The organism is Candidatus Dadabacteria bacterium, assembly GCA_026705445.1.
GTDB lineage: Bacteria > Desulfobacterota_D > UBA1144 > Nemesobacterales > Nemesobacteraceae > Nemesobacter.
Genome location: JAPPAR010000041.1, coordinates 40,493 through 58,237, shown reverse-complemented (window position 1 = coordinate 58,237; position 17,745 = coordinate 40,493). Strand labels below are relative to the sequence as shown.

The following is a 17,745-nucleotide window of genomic DNA, read 5'->3' as shown; positions in this document are numbered from 1 at the left end:
TTAAATGCGGCTTCCCCCTCTCAAACTTCGCCTTAGACATCTCTCGTTGACCTCCGATTTTCTCTAATATTTTTCAAACCTCTAAGCATCAAGCCCACGAGCGGACTTGAACCGCCGACCTCGTCCTTACCAAGGACGTGCTCTACCGACTGAGCTACGTGGGCGTCCCTAAAAACGAGCGGGAGACGGGGCTCGAACCCGCGACCCTCAGCTTGGAAGGCTGATGCTCTAGCCAACTGAGCTACTCCCGCACGAAATTTCTGGGGAGGGCAGGATTCGAACCTACGTAGGCTTTCGCCGGCAGATTTACAGTCTGCTGCTTTTGTCCACTCAGCCACCTCCCCGGTATATTCATCGAACAGAGAGCTGGCGAAGGGATTCGAACCCCCGACCGGCTGATTACAAATCAGCTGCTCTACCCCTGAGCTACGCCAGCTTTTTATTTTTATGAATTCTGGATTCACTTGCCTGACCAACTTGGAATTGGGTAAAACAACCCTTTTTACAGTAAACAATGTATAATATTGCTATAAACGGAAATGTCAATAATCAACAAGTGAAAAGATAATTAAAAAGTAACGGGAATCCCCGGGCTGAAAAACCCGACCGGAAATCATACCAGGTAAGCGGAAATTTCCGCCTCCGCCACTTTTTTCCCGTCCACGGAAGCTTTTGCGGAAAAGAATATTATTCTAGATCTTCTTCTAACGAGTTCCACCTCGAGAACCACCTTGTCACCCGGAACCACCGGCGCTCTGAACCGGCAACGATCAAGGCTCATAAGATAGGCGTTTTCGAAACCTTCTTTTTTCAGTTCATCCCTAAAAGAATAGTTGAAGAGCACTCCTCCGGCCTGGGCCAGCGCTTCGGTAACTATCACTCCTGGAACTATAGGGTTGCCGGGGAAGTGTCCTCTGAAGAAGAATTCTTCGGGAGAAAAGAGCTTCTCGGCGGCAATCTTTCTGCCCTTTTCAATTTCCAGCACAGAGTCAACGAACAGAAAAGGCTCTCTGTGAGGAATAAGCTCCTTTATTTCATCTACACCCAACTTCATTATCTGGAAGCGTCGTAAACCGATATGACTTTGTTGGTTATATCTGTAGCTGAGCTGCCGTAGAGAATGCCCGCCTCGGTTTTTTCGACGATAAGGTCGAATTTTTCCTGCTGGCCTATTTTGTTAACTATGGCTTCTATATCCTTAAGGACATTCTGGGTCAACTCGAGATCCTTCCTCTGAAGTTCAATCCTTATGTCCTCTCTTGTCCTATCCAAATCCTTCTGCTTTTTCTCTATGGTCTCGGCAAGGTTTCTTCTTTTACTTTCGCTCATCACCGCTCCGTTTTGTATGACGTCCTGTCTCATGTCTTCAAGAGCTTTCCTTTTCTGCTCTATTACGGCCCTCTTGGCTTCAACCTCTTTCTGGAAAGAAGTAGTGGCGGCCTTTCCGGCTTTTGAATCCCTGATAACCTGCTTGATGTCTATGTAAGCTATTTTCTGCTGAGCATAAGCAGAAAACGTGAATAACATGAAAAACCCAGCGGCAAGCAACAAACATTTTCTCATTTAACCTAATGCCTCCTTAAGAAATAAATTGCCTGATCAGAACAAATTTCCAATGGTAAACTGTACTTCATACTTTTCTTCATCTCGAAGCCTTTCGCCTATCGGGAACCCGATATCAAGCTTCATTGGTCCCAGGGGAGATATCCACCTGATACCAAAACCGGCATCCTTTCTAAGATTCGAAGGATTAAGGCTGAACTCATCTTGGTCAAAAGCATTACCTATATCAAAGAAAGCTACGGCCTTAAGCCCGACAGTTTTGCTTAACGGAACAACAAAGTCAAGTGATGCCAGAACCTGCTGAACGCCACCAATTATTACATAGCCCCCCGTGTCCGTAGACCTCCTGGGACCCACCCTTCTGTAACGGAAGCCTCTGAGTGTGTTCGGACCGCCTAGAAAGAACCTCTCCTCCACGACGAGATCATCGCCGGCATCTATGAGATGCAGGAGCCCATAATTCGCCTTTGCGGCGAAATATGTACCTTTCCAGAACGGAATCCAAGATTTGGCCGTGGCATTGTACTTTATAAAATCGGTGTTGCCCGCAAAAAGTCCGGCATACTCAACCGCCGTACTCAGAAGAAAACCCTTCGTGGGATCGAGATAATTGTTTCTTGTATCCCAAGATAGCCCTACCCCGGTCGAAACTATAGTTCTCTCCGTTTCGGACAGGACGAACAGTGCATCTCCCCGGACATTGTGCACGTCCTGTTGCGAGAATTCCTGGAAGACCCGGACTTGGAAATTTCTCTTTATCCTTCTTCCCACCCCCAGAGAAATACCCTTGGCCGCTCTCTCAAAATCCCTGTAATCCCTGTCATGAGCATACAAACTGATATCCAGGAGCCAGTTGGTACCAAAGAAATACGGATCCCGGTAGTTAAGACTCAATGCCTTGGTTACGCCTCCGACCTGGGCATCCAGAGAAAGTGTCTTGCCGTATCCGAAAAGGTTGGATTCCTGTATCTGTCCGGAGAAAAGAAAATTCTCAACGGAACTCACCCCCCCGCCGAAGCTGAAAAATCCGGTAGGACGTTCTTCAACCTTCACGTCGACATCCAGAAGATCATCCGTTCCTTCAACCCTATGGGTTAGAACTTCAATGTTCTCCTCGAAATAACCAAGGCGAGCGGCCTCGTAGCGGGCGGCCCTCAGTTTGGAAACGCTGTACAGGCTTTGTTCCTGAAGTGAAAGTTCCCTTCTTACAACATGATCTCTAGTCCTGGTGTTGTCCAGAATATTTATGTTTCTTACGTATACTTCCTTGCCTTTTTCAATCGAGTAATCGACGCTTACTAGGTTGTTTCCCTTATCAAGCCGCACATCAGGTGTTACGTTAGCAAAAGCATATCCCTTGTCCCCGTAGAAATCGGTTATTTTCCCGATGTCGGACTGAAGAACGAAACTGCTGAAAACAGAGTCCGGCAAGAGTTCGAGATTCGGGCGGATTTCTTCCTGATCTCCCGCCAGTTCCCCGGAGAAAGTTATCGTGGATACCCTGTACTGAACCCCTTCTTCTATTGAGAAACTCACCACATAGCCGTCTTTTTCCTCATCGTAGCGAATTCCAGGTTCAGAAACCTTTACGTCAAGATATCCGTTATCAATGTAAACCGCTTTTATTCTGTCGGAATCCCTCTTTATCTCTTCAATTTTGAAAAGCCCCCTCTTCGTTATAAAAGAGAGAATATATTTGGGCTTTGAATACATGTTTTTTCTGATCTTCTTCGTCTCGATTTCGCTGTTTCCGATAAGCTCGACTTCCTTTATGTACTTTCTTTCTCCCTCGTCAATCCGGTAAACGACATCAACGACTCCATCTCCCCTCGGTTCGATCTCATATTCGACCTCAGTTCCAACCAAACCCTTCTCGGAAGCAAGGGCAAGTATTATTTCCCTGCCTTCCGTTATCTTCCTCAGGCTTACGATGCGTCCTTCTCTAAATGCCACAGCTTCCTTTATGTCATCTTCCTTTAGCTTGTCGTTTCCGGAAAGCTTAAGGTCCGCGAGTACCGGGTTCTCCTCAACGACAAACTCAACCCTGAGACCATCTTCAACTGGCTTAACGTCAACAAGGACCTGCTGGAAGAAATCAAGCTTGAATATTCTCTTCAGATCCTCTTTTACGATCTGCGGGGAATATTCATCGCCCTGCTTGGTCTCTATATTGAGATCTATAAGGGAGGTTTCGGTTCTGCGGTTGCCTGAAATTACCACCTCGGCAACTGTGCCCTTGAAGGACTGATGCTTTTCAAGTTCTTCTTCGGCAGGGAGGTTCTGCGCCATGGAACCCGCGGTTGGAAACGTCGCCATGAAAAGAAAGACAGCCAAGAAAAATACAAGACTTTTAGTTCGCATCGGCAACCATCCCGTCCGATATTTTAACAGTTTTTTTCATTCTCTTCGCAAATTCGTCGTTATGCGTAACCATTACAACCGTAACCCCGTAATCCTCGTTAAGCCTGCAGAACAGATCAAGAACCGAGAATCCCGTTTTTTTGTCAAGATTCCCCGTGGGCTCGTCGGCAAGTATCACCTTCGGCCCTCTGACAATCGATCTGGCGATCGCCACTCTCTGCTGCTCTCCCCCGGAAAGCTCTCCCGGAAGATGGTTGAGACGCTCGGAAAGTCCCACCTTCTCAAGCACATCGCAAGCCTTTTGTCTCGCCACAGCAAGGCTCTGTCTTGCTATAAGACACGGCATCATGACGTTTTCAAGCGCCGTGAATTCCATAAGAAGGTAATGAAATTGAAAAATAAATCCAATTTCCGAGTTTCTGAAAACCGAGAGCTCTTCTTCATCTTGGCTGAAAAGATCCTTCCCCCTGTAGAAAACCGAACCTTCTGTCGGGGGCTCAAGAGTGCCAAGTATGTGAAGAAGGGTGCTTTTCCCCGAACCCGACACTCCCACGACTCCGAGGGTTTCTCCGGCAGAAATATCCATATTCACTCCGCCGAGAGCGCACACGCTGCTGCCCAATTTATTGAAAACCTTTCCAAGCCCCCTGACCTTGTACAGCATTTCACTCATATCTCAATGACTCCACGGGGTTTTCTCTCGAAGCCCTGTAAGACGGGTACAGAGTCGCAAGAAAACATATAAGCAGGCTTGATGCCGCTACAACGAGAAAATAAACCGGCTCTATCCTAACAGGGAATTCGGAAATAGGGTAGACGTTGTCATCAAACGGAATCGCTTCCTTTATAAAATTGCTGGTCTCAAGGAAGCGGCAGATCAGGTATCCAAAGAGCGTGCCGAGAAGTGTTCCGACGGTCCCTATTATCATTCCGTCGTAGACAAATATCCTTCTGATGCCGTTTTTGCGAGCTCCCATGGATATGAGCACGGCTATGTCCCTTTTTTTCTCCATAACGAGCATCGTAAGCGTGCTGACTATATTCAAGGCGGCAACAAGAACTATAAACCCAAGGAATATTCCTATCGCCATTCTCTCAAGCCGAAGCGCCCTGAAAAGGCTTCTGTTCGAGTCCTCCCAGTTCTTCGCGTAGAAAGGAAAGCCGAGAGTTTCAGCTATCTTATTCCCCGTTTCGCGCGCCTGGTATATGTCATCCACCCTGACTTCTATGCCTGTTATCTTGCTTCGGGTTTCAAAGAAATTCATGGCATCCCCAAGCGACACGTAGGCGGTAGACGAATCGTATTCAATCATGCCGTAATCAAAAACTCCTATTACACCGAATTTTCTTATCTTGGCAGTCGGGCCGAAAGGACCGATCTTTCCGTAAGGAGAGACAAGATTGACGGTATCCCCGGTTGTCGCGCCAATCAGGTTGGAAAGCTCCCTGCCTATTATGATCGGAGGGTGCCCGGAAGCAGTCTTATGTAAAAGCCCCGAAACAATCCGGGCGCCTTCTTCAAAGAGGAGCTCACGGTCCTTGCCCGTCCCCGGCAAGCTGCCCTTCCCCACCGCTTCAGCCACGGCAGCGACCGAGGCTGAATTGTTCGGGTCTATCCCCCTTATCACGGAACCTGAGACAGCGTACTCAGTGACAAGCATGCCGTGATTGTAAATAAAGGGGCTTGTCGAGGTTACACCGGGAAAGTCCTCAAGCTTCTTCTCCACCTCCGCAAAATCCTCGAATTCTCCTTCGTAGCTCATTACGACTACGTGGGAACTCGCGCCTATTATCTTGTCCCTGAGTTCATCCTCAAACCCCTTCATGACCGAAAGCACCACGTCAAGCGAGGCTACTCCCAGAAAAACACCCAGAATGGAGATAAGACCGATCAGAGAGAGGAAACCACGCCCAGTTCCCGATTTCAGGTACCTAAGGGAGATTAACGATTCGTAACTCATGCTAAGGTCTGAGGTGAGGGAAGAAAATAACTTCTCTTATGGAAGAGGAATTGGTAAGCAGCATCACAAGACGGTCGATCCCTATACCGGCTCCGGCCGTCGGGGGCATTCCGTACTCAAGGGCCGACACGTAATCATTATCCATTTCGTGATATTCATCCTCGCCCTTTTTCTTCATCTCGACCTGATCCGTGAACCGTTTTTTCTGATCAATCGGGTCGTTAAGCTCAGAAAAAGCGTTGGCTATCTCCCTTCCGTAGACGTAAAGCTCGAATCTGTCAACCACTTCAGGATCATCATCGTTTTTTCTGGCAAGCGGGGAGACATCAAGCGGGAAACCGTAAACAAAAGTCGGGTTAAGAAGAGTATCCTCGAAAAGCGCCTCGAAAATCTCCGTGAGAGCTTTCCCTTTAATCCCGTTATGGTTTATTCCCATGGAATCCGCTTTTGCAAAAAGAAACTGGTCATCTTCAGTTATTTCGGAACCGAATTTCTCCCGTAGGGCCTCATAAATGTTAATTCTTTTCCAAGGTCTCTTGCAGTCTATCTTCTTATCTTCGTACTCAACCTGCATGTCTCCTGCCGTATTTTCCACCACCCAGCAAACAAGCTCCTCTATGAGATTCATAAGGTCCTCGTAAGTCGCGTAAGCCTGATAGAACTCAATCATGGTGAATTCCGGGTTGTGCTTGGTGGACACTCCCTCATTTCTGAACGTTCTTCCGAGTTCGTAGACCCTTTCAAGTCCTCCGACTACAAGTCGCTTCAGGTAAAGCTCAGGCGCTATTCTCAGGTAAAGGTCCATGTCGAGGGCGTTGTGGTGGGTAACGAAAGGTTTTGCGGTCGCGCCTCCGGCAATGGGATGTAGCACCGGGGTCTCCACTTCAAGGAAATCTCTTTCGTCAAGAAACCTTCTGATGAGGTTTATCACCTTTGACCTTGTCTTGAAAATCTCTCTGGTCTTCTCGTTTGCAATCAGGTCCAGATAACGCTGGCGGTATCTTGTCTCCACATCCTGGAGACCATGCCATTTTTCAGGAAGCGGCCTGAGGGCCTTTGTGAGGAGAAAAAGTTCCCGGACCCTTAATGTAACCTCCCCTGTTCTGGTTTTAAAAAGCTCTCCGCGGACGCCGGCGAAATCCCCTACGTCAAGCAGCTTGCGAAACAGCGTAAAGGTTTTCTCGTCAATGGAATTTTTCTGTACAAACCCCTGAATCCTTCCCGTGCGGTCCGACAGATGAAAGAAAGCGCTTTTTCCAAAGTCCCTCTTTGAAACAATTCTTCCGGCCAAGCTGAAGATCCCTTCCATCTGTTCAAGTTCTTCAGGAGACTTCGAAGCGTGCAGAGAAACCAGTTCTCCGGCTGTATGCTCCGGTGTAAAACCGTTTGCATAAGGGTCAATGCCCATTGCCCTTAGTTCTTCTAGCTTTGATTTTCTTAGTTCAAACTGTTTGTCTTCCATCTCTTCTACACATCGCAAACACAATAAAGGAAATTATCACCTTGACAACCTTTGACATATGCAAGTTCTTATTCCGAAAATCAAGTCTTGTACTTTTGTGAAACAGCGAAACCGTCTGTTAGCCCCTTCGCTACCAACACTGTACTGCTACTGTGAAACCTCGAGCTAAGTCCGCAATTTTTTCTGGGGACATCTTACTGCCCGATGTTCCGCGACGATAAGTTACACCATGATTTTCGAGAAACATACGAACCACAGAAACCTTGATAGCAAAATTGACGTTCTGTGGAAGTGACCCTGTATATCTGGCCGTTTCAATCGCATTCAGCTGCGATACTACGATACCGACAACATTCCCGGTTTCATCCAAAAGCGGACCTCCGCTGTTTCCTGGTTGGACAGGTGCTGTTATCTGAAGATGTGTGACATTGTTAGCAAGGCCAGCAAGTGCGCTCACGTTACCACTTGTTATGTTAAGATTATTTGAAAGAATACCGCTAAGCGGATAGCCCGCTACCTGTACTATCTCACCGAGTCTGGTTTGAGGAGAAACGCTCAAGGTTGACACAAAGCCTTTCACGCTCTGCGCAATAAGTAAAGCCAAGTCATTGGTTTCGTCTCCCGCTTTTACAGTCGCACCGTGCTCGGTTCCGCGATGATTTACGGTCAGACGATTACATTTATCAATTACGTGATAATTCGTCAGTATTTCTCCTCTGGTACCAACCAAGAACCCGCTGCCACTGCTAACAGGTTGTTGTTTGACTCTACTCAGATGAAAAAACATCTCGGGTTTTTCACCACTGGCAATTTGTGCGTCGATTTTTCTGCTGATTCTTTGCGCCTCCGCAATCTGATTTGGAGTCATGATTCTTTCCAATGAATCTCGAATATCTTTTGCATATTTCCAGCCTTGCGCAGCCGCAAGACTGCTCCAAGCATAGGAAAGCAAATAGTCCTTCGGCACACCCTCACCATAGTAGTACATAGCCCCCAATTTTAATTGAGCAACGTCACTACCCTGTTCAGCGGCTTGTTGCAGTTTTTCTGGTAAAATCTCACTAAACACATACCTATGACAAAATAAGGACGCGATTATTACAACAAAACACAGGGAGTACATTCTGCCCACCGAAGGTTGAGCAACAGGGTTTCCACTCTCTAAGCTAGGAGTATGACTTCTGATCATCGACTAAACTACACTTTAAGGTAATAGCTTTTGCAATATCTGATATATCTCTACTCATGTTTCAACAGCTTGAGAGAACACCGAAGCTCAAACATAGCTGAAAACAACCTTTCCCGAAACTATCGTACTGCTCACCACACCTTTTAGTTCCCACCCGGAAAACGGAGTGTTTCTGCTCTTTGAGGAAAACTCCTCAGGGTTTATCGTACGGCTCTTACCAGGATCGAACACCACAAGATCGGCAATTGAACCGGGAGTGAGCGTCCCTCTTTCTATGCCCACTATCTCGGAGGGAGCAACCGTAAGTTTCCTTATCATATCATCAAGGCTGATAATTCCTTTTTCCACCAGCTCAAGCGAAAGTGAAAGAGCAGTCTCAAGACCAACTATGCCGAAAGGTGCCAAGTCAAATTCGACGTTTTTCTCATCCTGACTGTGAGGGGCATGATCCGTGGCTATCACCTCAATTGTTCCATCGGCAATGCCTTCCAGTATAGCATCCACGTCTTCCTGGGTCCTGAGCGGCGGATTCATCTTGGCATCGGTGTTGTAACCATATACCAACTTGTCCGTAAGAGTGAAATGGTGAGGAGTCGCCTCCGCCGTAACCTTCGCGCCTCTTTTTTTCGCTTCCCGCACAAGCCTTACCGAACCCTTGGTAGAAACATGGCAGATGTGAAGAGGAGTGCCAGTGAGTTCGCAGAGAATTATGTCCCTGACTACCCCAACCTCCTCAGAAGCGGCGGGAATTCCCCGAAGGCCAAGTTCGGTTGAAACGAAACCCTCGTTCATAACGCCACCCGCGGAAAGCCCGGTGTCTTCGGCATGCGTGATAACCGGAATCCCAAAGGGTTTTACATACTCCATGGCCTTTCGCATAAGTCCCGAGTCCGCAACCGGCATCCCGTCATCGGAAATGCCCACGCACCCGGCTTCGCACATCTCGCCTATGTCGGCAAGTTCCTTTCCTTTCTCCCCCTTGGTTATCGCTCCTATGGGAAACACATTGACTATGCCTTCAGTTCTGGCTTTCAAGAGTATGTACTCTGTCACCGAGGCATTGTCGTTTATGGGATTTGTGTTGGGCATACACACTATGGAGGTAAAGCCACCCGCGGCGGCGGCAAGACAACCCGTCTTTATCGTCTCCTTATGTTCGTAGCCCGGTTCTCTTAGATGTACGTGAATATCCACGAATCCGGGGGCCACGATCTGCCCGCTGGCGTCTATTACTGTGTCTGACTTGCGCGGGGTGTCTATACGCTCCGATATTTCCCTCACTCTGTCTCCCTGGACATATATGTCCGAGACCATGTCGAGAGACTGTGAAGGGTCAATAACGCGGCCGTTTTTAATGAGCACTCCCATCTATAAGCTCTCTCCCAAGGCAACAAGATATATCATGGCCATTCTCACGGCAATTCCGTTTGCCACCTGCTCAAGTATAACGGCCCCCGGGTCATCAGCTATCTCCGAAGTAAGCTCAACCCCCCGATTAATCGGACCCGGATGCATCACTATCACGTCTTTTTTCGCGAGGCTGAGTTTCTCCCTCGTAAGTCCGTAAAGCCCCGAGTATTCCCGAAGCGAGGGGAAATACTCAAGGGTCTTCCGCTCGCTCTGAACCCTCAGCATTATCACCACATCCACATTCTCAAGAGCATGTTCAAGCGAATAAAAGATCTCCACCCCCATATCTCTGAAATATTCGGGAACTATAGTTGCCGGCCCGACTATCCTCACTCTCGCTCCGAGTTTGCGGAGGCCGAATATATTGGATCTGGCCACCCTGCTGTTGAGAATATCCCCAACGATAAGCACATCAAGGTCTTCGATTCTTCCTTTTTTCTCCCTTATGGTGAAAATATCAATAAGAGCCTGGCTTGGATGCTCGTGGGAGCCGTCTCCGGCGTTTATTACCGAGGCGTTTATCTCGCGGGCCAGGACAAAGGGCGCACCGGACATTCCATGCCTTATAACCATTATGCTCGCGCCCATGGCCTCGAAATTTCTGGCAGTGTCCAAAAGGCTCTCCCCTTTTACAACGCTGCTTTGCGAAGCGGAAAAATTGAGAACATCAGCACTGAGTCTTTTCTCAGCGATTTCAAATGACGATCGGGTCCTGGTACTGGGTTCGAAAAAGAGATTCACTACGGTTCTTCCCTTAAGAGTCGGAACCTTCTTTACGTCCCTGGTGGAAATCTCCTTCATGGACTCCGCGGTGTCGAGAATAATCTTAATTTCCTCGGCCGAGAGTTCTCCAAGACCCAGTATGTGCTTTTTGTTAAACGCCATTTTTTCTGATTATCTCGATTTCCTCCCTGCCGTCCACTTCTTCCAGGTAAACGTTGACCATCTCGTCGTCTAAGGTTTCGATGCTGATTCCCGCATAGTCGGGCTGCACGGGGAGTTCCCTTCCTCCCCTGTCCACGAGCACCGCCAGCTTGACCGAGGCCGGCCTTCCATAATCCATGATTGAATTTATTGCGGCCCGCACAGTACGGCCAGTGTAGAGGACATCGTCAACAAGTATTATGTTTTTCCCCTGTACATCGTTGGGGATACTGGTTTTGCGCAGTCGCGGCCAGTTTTTTCTATTCTCGAAATCATCCCTGTAGAGAGTAATATCGATCGTTCCAAAGGTAACATCCTTTCCAGTCCGCTCGCTTATACGCTCAACGAGCCTCTTGCCCAGATATTCCCCTCTTGTCTTTATCCCTATGACAATAAGGCTGCTTAGTCTCTCGGGCGGTATGTCGTCTATGATCCCGGAGAAAAAAATTTCGGCCCTGTCCTCAATCGGTTGTATTTTTTTCTTAGTCTCCATAATCCGCAAAGAGGATACACCGTAGAGCGGTTATTGAAAACAGGTTTTTCGCGCAGAGGGAATTGCCCGTAACGGTGACCGCTGAAAATGCCTCAACACCGTTTTTCCAGAAAACAATCGGCAAGATCATTCTATTCCCGAAAAAATTCTATTCCACCTTACCTTATCCGCAAAACCCGGGTTAGAGAGATTCCACGACCAGTGAATCATAAATGCCTTGCCGTAAACATTTTCCACCGGCACGAATCCCCAGAACCTGCTGTCGTAACTGTTGTCCCTGTTATCGCCCATGACGAAAATCCTGCCCTTGGGAACAACAAGGGGAAAGCTCATTTTTCCGCTCGTCGTGGAACTGTTCCCCTTTTTATATATAACGCTGAAATTTCCCCCGGAGAGCGACTGCTCGTACCTGTCGGCAACAGAAAAGAATTTCTGGTCCGGATACTCGTAGTTCCCGGTGTAGGTCTGCTCCACAGCTCTGCCGTTTATAAGGACGTCCCTTCCGCTTATGTCTATTTCATCCCCGGCAATGCCCACGGCTCTTTTTACGTAGAAAGCCCCTTTACCGGGCATGGGGAAATCTGTCGTATTATCCCCGCTGAGTTTGAAGACTATGATGTCGCCACGGTCAATTTCGGAGAAAGGAAAAAACATCTTGTTGGTAAAAGGAATTCTTGTTCCGTAGACAAACTTGTTTATCAGTATATGATCACCCACAAGAAGCGTCGGAAGCATTGAACCCGAAGGAATCTTGAAAGGCTGAAACACGAAGGCTCTTATCGCCAGAGCGAGAGCCACCGCTATCACTATAGCTTCTACGTTCTGTCGCAGAGCGGATTTGCCGTAGGACCTGAGGTTGTCTTCAAAGAAAATCCGAAGGGCTTTCCTTGACGCCCTTATCTCGTGAAGGGAACCCCTTTCTATTGCCTCTTCACAGGCAAGTATCCTTGCTTCGGCGTGATCGGCTTCCCTGGGAGCCATGAATCTCCCTTTTTTCCGGATGATGCCTCTTACCGTGCGCACAAGCTTCCTTGAACTTATTATGGCAAGCTTTTTTCTGATCCAGGTTATGATCATGGCAAAAATGTCCGAATGCACGCGAATGCCGTTTTAGTTCAGGTCATTCGGCTGGTAGTGTGAGGTTTCCGTTAATCTCTCAACCGAGATCACTCCCCCAAGATTCTTAAGCGATTCAATGAGTTTTTCAAGTTGCTTGATGTTCTCCACCGCTACCTCAAACCTCGCATCTCCCTGTCCGGTTTCATCTTCGCTCACATCGGCACTGACAATGTCGACATTGAGTCCCGAAACCGTGCTTGTCAGTTCAGAGAGAATGCCTTTTCTGTTCTCGCACCTAATCGAAAGACCAATTGGTATCCGCCCCGAATACTCGTCGTTCCAAGCAACCTCTATTCTTCTTTCAGGGTCCACCTCAAGCAACTTGGGGCAATTGTAGACATGCACGGTTATCCCTCTGCCTCTGGTTATGAAGCCTATTATCTGCTCCCCGGGAACCGGGTTGCAGCACTTGCCGAACTTTATGAGTATGTTGTCATATCTCCTGACGAGCACGGCGTCTTTGTACTCGTCCTTGGATATCCTGTTCACTATGTTTTTTATTCTTTCGCTTTTCTCGGTGCCTTCGGCGAATTTCCTGGGATGCATCGCCTTGAGAAGATCGTTTACCGCGGCATTGCCGAATCCGACCGCCCTGTAAAAATCCTTTACTTCCGAGAATTGAAGCTTCGCCAGAGATTCCTCAAACTTTTTCTTCTCTCGCAAGTGGCGCAGGTTAAATCCTTTAGCCGCAAGTTTCCTGTGAGTTATTGCCTCTCCAATCTGCTCGGCATTGCGGTTTTCCTCCTGCCTCAGCCAGCTCCTTATTCTGTTTTTAGCCTTTGAGGTAACAACAAAATCAAGCCACTGCCTGTTAGGAGCCCTGTTCCTGGAAGTCACAACTTCCACCATGTCTCCAGTTTGAAGCTTGTAGTTAAGAGGAACAAGTTTATGGTTAACAAAAGCCTGGGAGCAGTGATTGCCTATGTCGGTGTGAATTGAATATGCAAAGTCAACCGGAGTTGCACCCACGGGAAACTCAAGGAGGTCCGCGTTGGGAGTGTAGACATACACGACATCCAGTATGAGCTCTCCTTTTATGGCTTCTATGTACTCCGTCGAGTCCTTTATGTCTTTTAACTCGACGAGATGACGGAGATTCGAGTAGATCTTGTCGTTCCCGTTCTCAATAGAATTTCCCTCCTTGTACCTCCAGTGAGCGGCAACACCGTATTCCGCAATTCGGTGCATCCGCTCAGTTCGTATCTGGATTTCCATCTGTTCTCCAAAGGGCCCTATCACGGCAGTATGAATGGACTGGTAGTTGTTGGCCTTCGGAAGGGCTATGTAGTCTTTTATTCTCCCCGGAATCGGTTTCCACAAGGAATGCACCGCTCCCAGGACCTGATAGCATTCATTTTCACTCGCAGTAACGATCCGGAAACCCAGTATGTCATAAATATTGCGCAGGCTTATATTGCCCTTCTTCATCTTGCTGTAGATACCGTATAAATGCTTGAATCTCCACGAGACATCTCCGCGAATTTTAAATTCTTCCATCTTGGCGTTTATGAGCGAGACGATTTCAGTCGTGTACTTCTCCCAATCTTTTTTCTTTGCAGACACGGTTTGGCTGATACGCTCGTATTCACCAGGCTCGGAGAACTTAAACGCCAAGTCCTCCAGCTCAACCGATATCCAGTTCATTCCGAGGCGGTGAGCAAGCGGCGCGTAAATTTCCATGGTTTCAACAGCAATCCTTTTCCGTCTGTCCTCAGGCAGATACTGGAGCGTTCTCATGTTGTGCAGCCTGTCGGCGAGTTTTATCAGCACAACCCTTATGTCCTCAGCCGTGGCGAGTATCAGCTTGCGGAAGCTTTCGGCCTGTTTTTCCACATCGGAAACATGGGGAAGACGGCTTATTTTCGTGGTAGCGTCGACGAGAAAAGCTATCTCGCTTCCGAAATTCCGTTCGATTTCCTCGCGGGTCGCAAGAGTGTCCTCTATCGTGTCGTGAAGAAGCCCGGTAACTATGGAGGGGACGTCAAGTTTTAAGTTCGCGAGTATGGAAGAAACCTCAAGGGGATGACTCAGGTACGGTTCCCCGGAAACTCTTTTCTGACCGGAGTGAACCTTGGCCGAATACACATAGGCTTTTTTTATGCAGTCAAGATCTTCGTTCTCGATATCCGAGTAGGAAGCAACCTTGTCAATGATGTCGTTTAGCCTGATCACAGCAGTGCGAACACCTCACTTAAGACCGAATCTCCTAAGAAAAACGGGGCCGTACACATTTTCCGTCTTCGAGTCCCGAGTAGCGGCGAGCATCCGCCGGCGGGAATCTTCGCTATCCCCTCGTCTTTGCGAAAGAATGACGGCCTCAATTCTCCTAGCCGCAATATCCGCCTCATCATTAATTATAATATAATCATAGCACTTCGAGCAGGCCACCTCCTCCTTGACAATTCCGAGACGAGTGGAGATGTCCCCCTCTTCCTCTGATTTTCTGTCTCTTAGTCTTTGCTCGAGAACCTCTAGAGACGGCGGGACAATAAATATGAAGACTGTATCGTCAAACACGCCCCTCAGCCTTTTTGCCCCCTGAACATCTATATCCAGAATGACGTCAACACCCGTTTTTATCCATTTTTCTATTTCAGCCTTCGGCGTGCCGTAGAAATTTCCGTGCACCTCAGCCCACTCGGCAAAGAAACCCTGCTTGATCATGCTCTGGAATTCTTCTCCGGAAACAAACTCGTAGTGCTCTCCGCGGACTTCTCCCGCGCGCATTGATCTTGTTGTGTAGGAAATAGAGAAACGGAGGTTCTCCAAGTTTGACAGAACACGGGTGACGATCGTTGTTTTTCCGCTTCCCGACGGACCGGATATCACAAACAACTTCCCACTCATGATATCAGATTATAAATGGAAAAACCCCGATATTAAAACGGCACCTGTTCCCCCGCAATTTGTGATTCTTCGCTGATCCAGAATCAGGAGATATCAAAGCGATCAAGGTTCATAACCTTGGTCCAGGCAGCAGCAAAATCCCGCACAAAAGCTTCCTCCGAGTCATCGCACGCATGGACTTCCCCAAGCGCCCGCAACTGCGAGTTGGACCCGAATACGAGATCAACTTCGGTAGCGGTCCATCTGATCTCGCCAGTCGCTCTGTCACGGCCTTCATAGACCCCTTCAGAATCAGCGGAGTGTCCCCATTCAGTCGACATGTCAAGCAGGTTAACAAAGAAATCATTGCTGAGCGTCCCGACCCTGTCCGTAAACAGTCCATGCTGCGAACCTCCGGCGTTTGCGCCGAGTGCCCGCATGCCGCCTAGCAGCACGGTCATCTCTGGCGCGGTAAGCGTAAGCAGGTGCGCCTTATCGATCAGAAGTTCGGCTGGCGAGTGCTGCTGACCGGCTGCAATATAATTGCGGAAGCCGTCCGCCTTCGGTTCAAGCACATCAAAGGCGGCCGCGTCCGTCTGCTCTTCAGTGGCATCCGTGCGGCCAGGCGTAAAGGGAAGATTCACCGGATACCCCGCGGCCTCTGCCGCCTTTTCAACTGCAGCACAGCCGCCGAGCACTATGAGATCCGCAAGCGAAACGCATTTTCCGTTTGTCTGCGCATTGTTAAAACGCTCCCTGACGGCCAGCAGTAAAGACAACACCTTGCCCAGCTCTTCTGGGTCGTTGGCATCCCAGTCCTTCTGGGGAGAAAGTCTGATACGCGCGCCGTTGGCGCCTCCCCTGCGGTCGGTGCCCCTGAAGGTGGAAGCTGAAGCCCATGCCACCCGAACCAGTTCCTGGATCGAAAATCCCTGGTCAAGTATCTCTTTTTTCAGAAGCGCGATGTCCTCTGCCTCAACAAGTTCATGATCAACAGCCGGCACCGGATCCTGCCAGATCTGAGGTTCGTCCGGAACCAGCGGTCCGAGGCAGCAGGGGTAAGGACCCATGTCGCGATGGGTAAGCTTGTACCACGCCTTTGCAAACGCCTCGGCCAGTTCATCCGGGTTTTCGTGAAAGCGGCGTGAGATCGGTTCATACACGGGATCCATACGCAGCGATAGATCAGTGGTCGCCATTATTGTCGGAACCCGTTTTCCGGACCCGTCTGATTCGGGGACAAGATCCTTGTCAGCCACATTCTTTGGCATCCATTGCCAGGCGCCCGCAGGGCTTTTGGTAAGTTCCCACTCGTAACCGAAAAGCATGTCGAAAAATCCATTGTCCCATGCCGTCGGATTGGGCGTCCATGCACCCTCAAGACCGCTTGTTATGGCGTCAGCGCCGCGTCCGCTCGCATGCTTGCTCTTCCATCCGAGACCCTGCTCCTCAATGCCGGCAGCCTCCGGCTCGGGACCAACGCAGGCCACGTCTCCAGCACCATGACACTTGCCGAATGTGTGTCCCCCTGCAATCAGGGCGACAGTTTCTTCATCGTCCATAGCCATACGCCCGAAGGTTTCGCGGATATCGTGCGCCGCGGCAAGCGGGTCGGGCTTGGCGTTGGGTCCTTCGGGATTAACGTAGATAAGTCCCATCTGCACAGCGCCCAAAGGATTGTCAAGCTCGCGATCGCCGCTGTAACGTTCATCGCCCAGCCATTCGGTCTCAGGGCCCCAGTAGATGTCCTCTTCCGGTTCCCATACGTCCTCGCGCCCGCCGGCAAAACCGAACGTCTCAAACCCCATGGACTCAAGAGCGCAGTTGCCAGCGAGAATCATAAGGTCCGCCCAGGAGATTTTGCGGCCGTATTTCTTCTTTATCGGCCATAGAAGCCTGCGGGCCTTGTCGAGATTCCCATTGTCGGGCCAACTGTTAAGAGGCGCAAACCGTTGCGTACCGGATCGTGCTCCACCGCGTCCGTCGTGGATTCGGTAGGTTCCCGCACTGTGCCACGCCATACGAATAAAAAGCGGCCCGTAATGACCGTAATCCGCGGGCCACCAATCCTGGCTGTCCGTCATAAGCGCGTAGAGATCCTGTCTCACCGCTTCAAGATCAAGGGTCTGGAACTCGGCCGCGTAATCAAACTTCTCGCCCATAGGGTCCACAAGAGAAGAGTTCTGGTGAAGGATCTTCAGATTGAGCTGATTCGGCCACCAGTTCTGGTTAGCTATGCTGCCGGTCAACTTTGAACGGGTTGTGCCGTGGGTTACCGGGCACTTTACGGTGTCTTGGTTTTTATCCATATTTTCTCTCCAAAATTAACACGTCGGGATGTATATGAACGCATGGAGACGCAGTGAACTCAATACCGGGTGTGCCCCACGCACTCGGGCAGAAAATATACCACTACCGTCATACAGGCTCAAGTTGG

At 49.2% G+C, this 17,745-nt stretch carries 14 protein-coding genes and 4 tRNA genes; all 18 read right to left on the bottom strand.

Annotated elements, in window-relative coordinates; translation table 11 throughout:
* Nucleotides 1-91: 91 nt before the first annotated feature.
* The 18 genes from OXG75_08005 to katG all read right to left on the bottom strand — a co-directional run bounded on the left by OXG75_08005 (nucleotide 92) and on the right by katG (nucleotide 17,617).
* Nucleotides 92-164 (bottom strand) — tRNA-Thr (locus OXG75_08005).
* Nucleotides 165-177: 13 nt separating this feature from the next.
* A tRNA-Gly gene (locus tag OXG75_08000) sits at nucleotides 178-251 on the bottom strand.
* A 10-nt stretch (nucleotides 252-261) separates the two neighbouring features.
* A tRNA-Tyr gene (locus OXG75_07995) sits at nucleotides 262-344 on the bottom strand.
* Between the two features lie 20 nt (nucleotides 345-364).
* Nucleotides 365-436 (bottom strand) — tRNA-Thr (locus OXG75_07990).
* Between the two features lie 177 nt (nucleotides 437-613).
* Nucleotides 614-1,054 carry a 3-hydroxyacyl-ACP dehydratase FabZ gene (fabZ, locus tag OXG75_07985; GenBank protein MCY3625911.1) on the bottom strand — a complete coding sequence of 147 codons (441 nt, stop codon included), beginning with the start codon at nucleotides 1,052-1,054 and terminating at the stop codon, nucleotides 614-616.
* Nucleotides 1,054-1,563, bottom strand: coding sequence for an OmpH family outer membrane protein (locus tag OXG75_07980; protein ID MCY3625910.1), 510 nt, complete (start codon nucleotides 1,561-1,563; stop codon nucleotides 1,054-1,056). Before OXG75_07980 ends, fabZ begins: the two co-directional genes overlap by 1 nt.
* A gap of 36 nt (nucleotides 1,564-1,599) precedes the next feature.
* Nucleotides 1,600-3,924 (bottom strand): outer membrane protein assembly factor BamA, encoded by a 2,325-nt coding sequence (gene bamA, locus OXG75_07975; protein ID MCY3625909.1) that lies wholly within the window; start codon nucleotides 3,922-3,924, stop codon nucleotides 1,600-1,602.
* Entirely contained in the window at nucleotides 3,914-4,597 is a 684-nt protein-coding gene (locus OXG75_07970) for an ABC transporter ATP-binding protein (GenBank protein MCY3625908.1), read from the bottom strand. Before OXG75_07970 ends, bamA begins: the two co-directional genes overlap by 11 nt.
* Nucleotides 4,590-5,885: an FtsX-like permease family protein gene (locus OXG75_07965; protein ID MCY3625907.1), complete on the bottom strand. Its 1,296-nt coding sequence runs from the start codon at nucleotides 5,883-5,885 to the stop codon at nucleotides 4,590-4,592. The genes OXG75_07970 and OXG75_07965 overlap by 8 nt, the downstream gene beginning before the upstream one ends.
* A 1-nt stretch (nucleotide 5,886) precedes the next feature.
* Nucleotides 5,887-7,347, bottom strand: a complete 1,461-nt coding sequence (gene lysS, locus OXG75_07960) for a lysine--tRNA ligase (GenBank protein ID MCY3625906.1) — start codon at nucleotides 7,345-7,347, stop codon at nucleotides 5,887-5,889.
* A 130-nt stretch (nucleotides 7,348-7,477) separates the two neighbouring features.
* A complete protein-coding gene (locus tag OXG75_07955; GenBank protein MCY3625905.1) occupies nucleotides 7,478-8,536 on the bottom strand; it encodes a tetratricopeptide repeat-containing serine protease family protein in 1,059 nt (352 codons plus the stop codon).
* An 87-nt stretch (nucleotides 8,537-8,623) separates the two neighbouring features.
* A complete protein-coding gene (locus OXG75_07950; GenBank protein MCY3625904.1) occupies nucleotides 8,624-9,904 on the bottom strand; it encodes a dihydroorotase in 1,281 nt (426 codons plus the stop codon).
* Nucleotides 9,905-10,831, bottom strand: coding sequence for an aspartate carbamoyltransferase catalytic subunit (locus OXG75_07945; GenBank protein MCY3625903.1), 927 nt, complete (start codon nucleotides 10,829-10,831; stop codon nucleotides 9,905-9,907).
* Nucleotides 10,821-11,363: a bifunctional pyr operon transcriptional regulator/uracil phosphoribosyltransferase PyrR gene (gene pyrR, locus OXG75_07940; GenBank protein MCY3625902.1), complete on the bottom strand. Its 543-nt coding sequence runs from the start codon at nucleotides 11,361-11,363 to the stop codon at nucleotides 10,821-10,823. Before pyrR ends, OXG75_07945 begins: the two co-directional genes overlap by 11 nt.
* A 126-nt stretch (nucleotides 11,364-11,489) precedes the next feature.
* On the bottom strand, nucleotides 11,490-12,440 hold the full coding sequence (lepB, locus tag OXG75_07935) for a signal peptidase I (GenBank protein MCY3625901.1): 951 nt from the start codon (nucleotides 12,438-12,440) through the stop codon (nucleotides 11,490-11,492).
* Between the two features lie 33 nt (nucleotides 12,441-12,473).
* Complete coding sequence (locus OXG75_07930; protein ID MCY3625900.1) at nucleotides 12,474-14,654, bottom strand: bifunctional (p)ppGpp synthetase/guanosine-3',5'-bis(diphosphate) 3'-pyrophosphohydrolase; 2,181 nt, start codon at nucleotides 14,652-14,654, stop codon at nucleotides 12,474-12,476.
* Between the two features lie 15 nt (nucleotides 14,655-14,669).
* A complete protein-coding gene (gene gmk / locus OXG75_07925; protein ID MCY3625899.1) occupies nucleotides 14,670-15,311 on the bottom strand; it encodes a guanylate kinase in 642 nt (213 codons plus the stop codon).
* Nucleotides 15,312-15,412: 101 nt separating this feature from the next.
* On the bottom strand, nucleotides 15,413-17,617 hold the full coding sequence (katG, locus tag OXG75_07920) for a catalase/peroxidase HPI (protein MCY3625898.1): 2,205 nt from the start codon (nucleotides 17,615-17,617) through the stop codon (nucleotides 15,413-15,415).
* Nucleotides 17,618-17,745 lie beyond the last annotated feature (128 nt).